Source organism: Cellulomonas sp. A375-1 (assembly GCF_001040865.1).
GTDB classification, from domain to species: domain Bacteria; phylum Actinomycetota; class Actinomycetes; order Actinomycetales; family Cellulomonadaceae; genus Cellulomonas; species Cellulomonas gelida.
This window is the reverse complement of the sequence record NZ_LFKW01000101.1, coordinates 33,782-42,458: the sequence shown is the minus strand read 5'-3', so window position 1 is coordinate 42,458 and position 8,677 is coordinate 33,782. Positions and strand designations below refer to the sequence as shown.

Sequence of the window (8,677 nt, the reverse complement as noted above, 5' to 3'; positions counted from 1 at the left end):
GCGTGACCACCAGCCCGTCGCTCTTCGCCGAGGACAAGGTCGTCGTCGTCGACGGCTTCGAGGCGGGCACCGAGGACCTCTTCGCGGACGTGCAGAGCTATCTGCCCTCGCCCGCGCCTGGGGTCGTGCTGGTGCTGCGGCACGGTGGCGGTGTGCGGGGCAAGAAGACGCTCGACGCGCTGCGCGCCGCGCAGGTGCCCGAGATCACGTGCGACGCCGTGACGTCCGACGCCGACAAGACCCAGTTCGTGACGGCTGAGCTGCGCCGGGCCGGCCGACGCGCCGACGCCGGAGCCGTGCGCGCGCTCGTCGACGCCGTCGGCAGCGACCTGCGCGAGCTCGCGTCGTCCTGCGCCCAGCTCGTCGCGGACACGACCGGGATGATCGGCGTCGAGGCGGTCGAGCGCTACTACGGCGGCCGGATCGAGGCGACCGGCTTCCGAGTCGCCGACGCCGCGGTGGCGGGCGACGCCGGGCATGCGGTCGCGCTCCTGCGGCACGCGCTCGCGACGGGCCTCGACCCGGTGCCGATCGTGGCGGCGCTCGCCACCAAGCTGCGCACGCTCGCGAAGGTCGGGGCGACGCGGAGCAAGGGGCAGGGCGCCCTGCGCGAGCTCGGCCTCGCACCGTGGCAGGTGGACCGGGCGCTGCGCGAGCTGCGCACCTGGACCCCCGAGGGCCTGGCCGTCGCGATCGGCGCGGTCGCCGCGGCCGACGCCGAGGTCAAGGGCGAGGGCCGCGACCCGCGGTTCGCGGTCGAGCGCGCCGTGCTGCGCGTGGCTGCGGCCTCGCACGCCTGATCGGGGGTTCAGCGAGCCGACCCGGCGGCCGCAGCCTTGGGCACGCAGCGCGTCAGGCACTGCCTCAGGGCAAGCAGCGACTGCGTCTCAGGTTCGGCGTCTCAGGCGCGCAGCGTCGCGGCCGGGCCGAGGACGTCGCCCTGCAGCAGGTCGAAGCCCCACGCGACGCAGTGGTCGACGAGCGCGCGATCGCTGACCCGCTCGGCGACCACCTGGGCGCCCCCGCTGCGTGCGAGCTCGACCAGCGCGCTCCCGTGCTGCAGCAGGTCACGGCAGTCGATCTTGACGTAGTCGGCCCAGGGCAGCATCGCGAGCTGCGCGGCGGAGGCGGTGAAGTCGTCGAGGGCGAGCCGGTAGCCCGCGTCCCGGAGCCTGGTCAGGCCGGCGAGCGAGTCGTCGTCGGCCGGGACGGTCTCGAGGACCTCGAGCACGAGCTGGCCGCGGTGCGGCGGGAGCGCGCGGGTGTCGACGAGGTACCCGCGCGTGACGTTCACGAACGCGAGCGCGGTGCCCAGCTCCATGCTGGCGATGCGCGAGAGCACGGCCTCGGTCGCGTCCTCCTGGCGGTTCTCGTCCCAGCTGTCGACGCCCGCGGGTGTCCCGTCCGCCGTGCGGTACAGCAGCTCGTAGCCGTGCAGGACACCCTCAGGTGACCAGATCGGCTGGCGCGCGACCTGCGGCGGGGAGGGCCGCGGCGCCTGCGCGTGGGGAGTCACACCCGATGAGAGGGCGTGCCGCGCCGTCCATGACGCCGTTTCGCGTGACACTTTCGCCGGCGTCCCGTCCGTCGTCGTTCAGTCGACGATCTGAGCGCCGGCGCGGTCGAGCACTCCCGCGCGCTCGAGCAGGTTCCCCTGGAACAGCGTGAGGCCGAGGTCGCGTGCGTGCGCCATCGCCTCGGGTGTCTCGACGTACTCGGCGATCAGGCTCGCGCCGTAGGACCGTGCGAGCGTCACGACGGGGTGGCCCTCGACGTCGAGGTCACGCACGTCGACCTTGACGTAGTCCGCGTGGGGGAGGAGCCGGCGCTGCGCAGGGCTGCTCACGAACGACGGGAGCGCGAAGCGGTAGCCCTCGGTCCGCAGGCGCCGGACGCCCGCGAGGACCTCGGCGTCGATCGGGACGGTGTCCGGCACGACGATGACGAGGCGGTCCGGTCGACGGGGGACCGCGAGCTCTCCGACGAGGTAGGCGCGCGTGCAGCGGACGAACAGCAGCCGACCGTTCGCGACGCGCTCGAGATCGGCGCGGCCGAACGTCGCGGCGAGCACGTGGGCGGTGGCCCGCTCGTGCTGACGGGCGCTCCACTCCGCGGCTCCCCGCGTCGGCTCGCCCTGCGAACGGTAGGAGAACTCGTAGGCAACTGGTTGCCCGGAGGATGTGAAGATGCCCTGCCGGGCGACGAGCACGGGCGCCGACGACACGTGCGCTTCCCACTGGGTGCGCAGTGATCCTGGGATCGCGTCGTCCACCGCCGCCGCGAGGCGCCGGAGGCCCGCATCGTCGAGGTCGTCCGTCACGTCCCCCATTCGATCACACGGTGACGTGAGGCCTGCCTGTTCGAGCGGGTGGAAATCGCTCGCCGCAAACGATTCGGTCTCTGCTCGGCGAGTCGCCCGGTGTGTCGGACATCTCCCTTTCGGCGGCCGGGGTTCGTCGGCCGCGCGCATCCGACGAAGGTCCCGACAACGCCACGAGGCGTCACCCTCACGGGTGACGCCTCGTTCCTCGCGCCGGGGCGCGAGACGTGCGTGTGGATCAGAGCGCGTTGACGGTCTTCGCGAGCGCCGACTTCTTGTTCGCGGCCTGGTTGGCGTGGATGACGCCCTTGCTCACGGCCTTGTCGAGCTTCTTCGACGCGGTCTGCAGAGCGGCGGTCGCCGCCTCCTTGTCGCCGCCGGCGACAGCCTCGCGGACGCGACGGACGTGCGTCTTGAGCTCCGACTTCACCGACTTGTTGCGCAGGCGCGCCTTCTCGTTGGTGCGGATGCGCTTGATCTGGGACTTGATGTTCGCCACGTGTGGACTCTCTTGTGCGTTCGCCGAAGCGATCTGACAGGTCGTAGAGGGCGCGCGCAGCTCCGGGACTGGGGCGTGGGGACACCCTCGGAGAGGAGCTGGGCGAGTGCCCGCCGACCTGGGCGGACACGCGAGCGACCATGTTACCCGACCCACGGGCCTTCCCCAAGCCCGCCCGGTCTGACGCCGGGTCGCAGGGCGGGTCCCGACGACGCGGGCTCGTGCCGCGCGATCTCGAGGGCGTCACCTCGGTGACCCCGACACCACGGCCGCGTCCGGTCAGCGACCGCGCAGCTCGGCGAGCGCTGAGGTGACGTGCGCGAACAGCGCGGGCTCGACGATCGCGCCCTCGCGCCGGATCGTCGCGGGGTCGAGGCACAGCACGCGGTCGAGCCGCACCTCGCTCTCGCGCCGCCTGCTGTCCCACGGGCCCGCCCCGATGTCGAGCCAGTACCGCCCGCGACGGGCCTCCCGCTCGGCGTTGCGGTCGTGGTCCTTGCTCGTGAGCATCAGGGCGAGCACGTGCTCGCCGTCCCACCCGACGACGAGCACCGGCCGGTCCTTGCCCTGCGTCGCGTCCTCCTCGTAGGGCACCCAGGTCCAGACGATCTCGCCCGGGTCCGCGGCGCCGTCGAGGTCGGGGCTGTACTCGGTGCGCACGGGGCCGACGTGGTCGGCGAGCACGACCCGGTGCGCGGTCGTCGTCGGACCGGGCGCGGGTCCCGGACCGCTCGTCGGGCGCGCGGTCGACCCGCGCGTGGACCTCGTCGCGCCACCCGCGGGACGCCGGCGGGAGAGCACGCCGAGGACGGCAGCGGCCGTCTGCCGCAGCAGCGACGACCAGCTCGGGGATGCAGGCACGGACCAGAACCTAGCGAACTCGTCAGGACGCCGGGGCCCCGACCGGTCGGGACGACGACCCGCCCGGCGGGGGACCTTCTCGCCGTAACGCGCCGTTGACACAGCGGCGCTACGTTCGCCCCATGGCGGACCTCTTCGACGACTATCCGGCCGGGGTCGCCTGGGACGAGATGCTCGACACCGCGACCGGCCCGCGGGCGGCATACCGGCAGGTACATGCTGCCCTGGCCCAGCTCTCGGCCGGGGAGCTGCGGGCTCGGGCCGACGCGCTCGCCCGGTCCTACCTCACGCAGGGCGTCACGTTCGACTTCGCGGGCGAGGAACGACCGTTCCCGCTCGACGTGGTGCCGCGCGTGCTGGCGAGCCAGGAGTGGGACCACGTCGCGCCGGGCGTCGCGCAGCGGGTGCGCGCGCTCGAGGCGTTCCTCGCGGACGTGTACGGGCCGCAGCGCGTGATCGCCGACGGCGTGCTGCCGCGCTCGGTCGTCGTCTCCTCGACCAACTACTGCCGCGCGGCGCGCGGGATCACCCCGCCCAACGGCGTCCGGGTGCACGTGTCGGGCATCGACCTGATCCGCGACTCGCTGGGTGGCTGGCGCGTGCTCGAGGACAACGTGCGCGTGCCGAGCGGCGTCAGCTACGTGCTGTCGAACCGCCGCGCCATGGCGCAGAGCTTCCCCGAGCTGTTCGCGGCGCTGCGGATCCGCCCGGTGGCCGACTACCCGCGGCGCCTGCTGGCCGCGCTCACGGCGGCCGCCCCCGCAGGCGTCGACGAGCCGACGGTCGTCGTCCTGACGCCCGGCGTCTACAACAGCGCGTACTTCGAGCACTCGCTGCTCGCGCGGACCATGGGCGTCGAGCTCGTCGAGGGCCGCGACCTGTTCTGCGCGGGCGGGCGTGTGTGGATGCGCACCACGCAGGGCCGCCGGCGCGTCGACGTGATCTACCGCCGGGTCGACGACGAGTTCCTGGACCCGGTGACGTTCCGCGCCGACTCGCTGCTGGGGTCGCCCGGGCTCATGACGTGCGCACGCAACGGGACCGTGACGATCGCCAACGCCGTGGGCAACGGCGTCGCGGACGACAAGCTCGTCTATACCTACGTGCCGGACCTCATCCGCTACTACCTCGGCGAGGAGCCGATCCTCGCGAACGTCGACACGTGGCGCCTCGAGGAGCCCGGCTCGCTCGAGGAGGTGCTGGACCGGCTCGACGAGCTCGTGGTCAAGCCCGTGGACGGCTCGGGCGGCAAGGGGCTCGTCGTCGGGCCGGCGGCGAGCAAGGAGGAGCTCGCGGCCCTGCGTTCCCGGCTGCAGGCGGACCCGCGGGGCTGGATCGCGCAGCCCGTGGTGCAGCTCTCCACGCTGCCGACGCTCGTCGACGACGGGCTCCGGCCGCGGCACACCGACCTGCGACCGTTCGCCGTCAACGACGGCGAGGACGTGTGGGTGCTGCCGGGCGGCCTGACGCGCGTCGCGCTGCCCGAGGGCAGGCTCGTCGTGAACTCCTCGCAGGGTGGCGGGTCGAAGGACACGTGGGTGCTCGGCGGGTCGCCGCCGCGTCGCGCGGCCGCGCCGCTGCAGCACCATCCCGTCCCGGTGGGCAACGCGGTCCCGATCGAGGCGAACCCGCAGGACATCCGCGCGCACGTCATGCAGCAGCAGCAGACGTCGCTCGAGGTCCCGAGCACGGAGGTGGGCACGTGCTGAGCCGCATCGCCGAGTCGCTGTTCTGGATCGGCCGCTACGTCGAGCGGTCCGACGACACCGCGCGCCTGCTCGACGTCCACCTGCAGATCCTGCTCGAGGACCCGTGGGCCGAGGTCGACCTCGCGTGCCGGTCGCTGCTTTCGGTCATGGACCGGCCGAACCCGCCGCAGGACGTCGCGATCGGGCGGGTCGAGGTGCTCGACGTGCTCGCGTACGACCGGTTCTCGCCGTCGTCGATCGCCGGGGCGCTCGTCGCGGCGCGCGAGAACGCCCGCCGGGCGCGTGAGGTGATCTCCACCGAGCTGTGGGAGAGCCTGAACGCGACGTGGAACCAGCTGCCGTCACACATGCGTCCCGCGCGGCCGCACGACTACTTCACGTGGGTGCGCGAGCGTGCCGCGGTCGTGGCCGGGATCATCGACGCGACGATCTCGCGCGACGACACCTGGGCGTTCCTGGTGCTCGGTCGCTCGATCGAGCGCGCGGACATGACGGCGCGCCTGCTCACGACCCGTGCGCTCGCGGGCACCGGGGGGCCCGGCTGGACCACGCTGCTGCGCTCGTGCGGCGCGCACGAGGCGTTCCTGCGCACGTACCGCGGGATCGCGTCCGACGAGCGTGCGGCAGGCTTTCTGCTGCTCGACCGGTTGTTCCCGCGGTCGATCGTGTACGCGCTCAACCAGGCCGACGCGTGCCTCGCGGCGCTCGAGCCGGTGGTCGACCGGGCCAGCGTCGACGACGCCCGCCGGCACATCGGCCTGGTGCGGACCAACCTCGAGTACCGGCCGCTGATCGACGTCCTCGACGCGCTGCCGCACGAGATGGAGCAGGTGCAGCGTGCGTGCGCGGCCGCGTCCGACGCGGTGCGCGGGCGGTACTTCCCGTCGGCCGCCACGACGACCTGGATGGGGGAGAACCTGTGAGCCGGCTGCGCGTGGTGCACACCTCGACGTTCCGCTACGCGACGCCCGTGCAGGCGTCCTACAACGAGGCGCGCATGACACCCGTCTCGCAGGCGGGCCAGACCGTCGTCTCGTCGCACCTGGAGGCGCGGCCGCAGACGTGGTCGTACGAGTACCGCGACTACTGGGGCACGGCCGTGACGGCGTTCGAGGTCCTGGTGCCGCACGAGTCGATGGTCATCACCGCCGAGCACGTGGTCGAGACCGGGGAGCTCGTCGCACCGCGCACCGTCCTCGGCTGGGACGAGCTCGCCGCGCCCGACGTGCGGGACCGGATGGCCGAGTTCCTGTCGGACACGCCGACGACCGCACCGCCGCAGGGGGTCGTCGAGCTCGCGGTCGCCGCCGCCGACGGGCTCGGGCCCGCGGACGCCGCGGTGGCCGTGTGCAGCGCGCTGCGGGACCGGGTCGAGTACATCCCGGGTGCGACCGCCGTGCACACGCCCGCCACCGAGGCGTGGGACGCGAAGGCAGGTGTGTGCCAGGACGTCGCGCACCTCGCGCTCGGCGCGCTGCGCTCGCTCGGCATCCCCGCGCGCTACGTCTCGGGCTACCTGCACCCCTCGCGTGGCGGCGAGATCGGCGAGACGGTCACGGGCGAGTCGCACGCGTGGGTCGAGTGGTGGGTCGGGGACTGGGTCGCCTACGACCCGACGAACCGCATCCCCGCGGGTGCGCACCACGTGGTGCTCGCGCGGGGACGGTCGTACGACGACGTCGCGCCGCTGCGGGGCATCTACGCAGGTGCGGGCACGCAGGAGCTCGAGGTCGAGGTTCGCATCACGCGCGAGTCATGAGACGCTTCCCGCCGGACAGACGGCGACGAGGCGGCGACCCGGGGGCGACGTGAGTGAGCTGACGACAGACCTGACGACGATCGACCGTGCGGGGCAGGTGCTGGCCCGCCAGGGCGGGCACTGCCGTGCGATGACTGCGCACCTCGAGGCGCACGGGTCGTTGCACGGGTCGCTGGGCCTGATCCTGCTCGGCCTGCAGCCCTACGCCGACGCGGCACTGAGCACAGGTCGGCTGGTCACGGACACGCTCGGACGGGTCTGCGACACGACCGCCTACACGGCGTCGACGACGTTCTCGGCGTACGTGACCGCCGACGAGTCCGCCTTCGACCGTCTGCGCAGGTTGGGTGGCGACCTCGACGCGGGATGGAACGGGGGTGCGGCACCGCCGGCGACCGCTCCGATCGGTCCCGCCGACTCCGCCGCGCCGCCCAGCTGGGGGAGCACCGACTCCTACCTGTGGGAGTCGATCGGCTCGACGCAGGAGTCCGTGGTCGAGGCGATCGACTCGGCGCGCGACCTGCTCGGCGACGTGGGCCGGTGGGGCGGGTCCGGGGACGGCGTGACCGAGTCGGTCGACGCGTCGTCGTACCTGGTGACGCCCGTGGCGAGCGCGAACGTCATGGAGGACCTGCGCTGGAGCGCGGGGCTTCTGCTCGGCAGCGTGGACTGGGTGTTCGAGCAGCTCGTCGGCTACTCGATGCTCGAGGAGCTCATCTTCAAGCCGTTCGCGGGCGACCCGCGCGGAGTCGAGAAGGCCGCACAGGCGTGGAGCAACGTGAGCGGCGCGCTGCAGGCGGTCGCGGCCAACCACGCGCACCTCGTGTCGACGACGGTCACGGGGTGGTCCGGTGCGGCGGCGGACGCGTTCCGGCTCTCGATGGCGGGGATCAGCCAGGCGCTCCTGAAGGTCGCGCCGCTGTTCGACGCGGTCGCCACCGCGATGGGGGCGGTCGGGCTGCTCATCAAGGGGGTGTGCGCGGGCATCGGCTTCGGACTGCGCAAGCTGTCCCAGCTCCTGATCGAGATCGCCGCCGAGCTCGCGGTGCCGGGCGTGGGGTGGGGCGTCCTGCTCGCCACCGCCTACTGGAAGGTCGAGACGATCTTCGGCATCGTGCGGCTCGTCTACACGCTCATCGAGTCGCTGTTCGACGCGATCGCGTCGTTCGCCGACGCTCAGGCGCAGGCGGCGGGCAGCCTCGCGATCGTCGAGGACCTCGCCGAGGGTGTGTTCCGGCGCGCCGGGGCGGCCGTCTCATGAGCGCCGACGCACGGACGCCGGGTGAGCAGATGGCTGCGGCCTTCGCGCGACTCGAGCAGGCGAGCGCCGCGCTCGCGCAGGTCGTCCGCGCCGCGGACGAGCGCTCGGCGCGCGAGGCCCCGTCGCGGCGCGAGGAGGCCGCGCGCACCGGGCAGCTGGGACCGCACTGGCAGCGCGTGCAGGTGCGCATCGACGCCGGTCAGACGACGCTCGAAGCGGTGCTGGGCGGCCAGGACGGCTCCCCCGAGGCCGTCGCGATCCGCGAGGC

9 protein-coding genes and 1 pseudogene are annotated in these 8,677 nt (G+C 73.3%); 6 read left to right on the top strand and 4 right to left on the bottom strand.

Features of this window, described 5'->3' with window-relative positions; all coding sequences use genetic code 11:
• Positions 1-800 (top strand): DNA polymerase III subunit delta (holA, locus tag CWIS_RS10650; protein ID WP_048343266.1); only part of this gene is annotated, 800 nt, incomplete at its 5' end.
• A gap of 101 nt (positions 801-901) precedes the next feature.
• Here the strand turns inward: holA and CWIS_RS10645 are convergent.
• The 4 genes from CWIS_RS10645 to CWIS_RS18060 form a co-directional block, all read right to left on the bottom strand.
• Positions 902-1,516, bottom strand: coding sequence for an EAL domain-containing protein (locus CWIS_RS10645; RefSeq protein WP_048343265.1), 615 nt, complete (start codon positions 1,514-1,516; stop codon positions 902-904).
• A 78-nt stretch (positions 1,517-1,594) separates the two neighbouring features.
• A complete protein-coding gene (locus tag CWIS_RS10640) occupies positions 1,595-2,320 on the bottom strand; it encodes an EAL and HDOD domain-containing protein (protein WP_229747406.1) in 726 nt (241 codons plus the stop codon).
• 238 nt (positions 2,321-2,558) lie between these two features.
• Positions 2,559-2,819 (bottom strand): 30S ribosomal protein S20, encoded by a 261-nt coding sequence (rpsT, locus tag CWIS_RS10635; protein WP_048343263.1) that lies wholly within the window; start codon positions 2,817-2,819, stop codon positions 2,559-2,561.
• Between the two features lie 279 nt (positions 2,820-3,098).
• The gene (locus CWIS_RS18060) at positions 3,099-3,680 is read right to left on the bottom strand and encodes a type II toxin-antitoxin system PemK/MazF family toxin (RefSeq protein ID WP_229747407.1); all 582 of its coding nucleotides are present in this window, start codon (positions 3,678-3,680) and stop codon (positions 3,099-3,101) included.
• 122 nt (positions 3,681-3,802) lie between these two features.
• On the opposite strand from CWIS_RS18060, the gene CWIS_RS10625 reads away from it, so the two are divergent.
• The 5 genes and pseudogenes from CWIS_RS10625 to CWIS_RS18925 form a co-directional block, all read left to right on the top strand.
• Positions 3,803-5,389: a circularly permuted type 2 ATP-grasp protein gene (locus CWIS_RS10625; protein ID WP_048343262.1), complete on the top strand. Its 1,587-nt coding sequence runs from the start codon at positions 3,803-3,805 to the stop codon at positions 5,387-5,389.
• Complete coding sequence (locus tag CWIS_RS10620; RefSeq protein WP_048343261.1) at positions 5,383-6,312, top strand: alpha-E domain-containing protein; 930 nt, start codon at positions 5,383-5,385, stop codon at positions 6,310-6,312. Before CWIS_RS10625 ends, CWIS_RS10620 begins: the two co-directional genes overlap by 7 nt.
• Positions 6,309-7,148 (top strand): transglutaminase family protein, encoded by an 840-nt coding sequence (locus CWIS_RS10615; RefSeq protein ID WP_048343260.1) that lies wholly within the window; start codon positions 6,309-6,311, stop codon positions 7,146-7,148. The genes CWIS_RS10620 and CWIS_RS10615 overlap by 4 nt, the downstream gene beginning before the upstream one ends.
• 49 nt (positions 7,149-7,197) lie before the next feature.
• Positions 7,198-8,409 (top strand): WXG100 family type VII secretion target, encoded by a 1,212-nt coding sequence (locus CWIS_RS10610; protein WP_048343259.1) that lies wholly within the window; start codon positions 7,198-7,200, stop codon positions 8,407-8,409.
• A gap of 29 nt (positions 8,410-8,438) precedes the next feature.
• Positions 8,439-8,677 (top strand): annotated as a pseudogene (locus CWIS_RS18925) (hypothetical protein); the annotation flags it as partial.

Bases quoted from the DNA above. Each gene is read 5' to 3' on its own strand.
- CWIS_RS10625 (WP_048343262.1), top strand. From the start codon at position 3,803: ATGGCGGACCTCTTCGACGACTATCCGGCCGGGGTCGCCTGGGACGAG.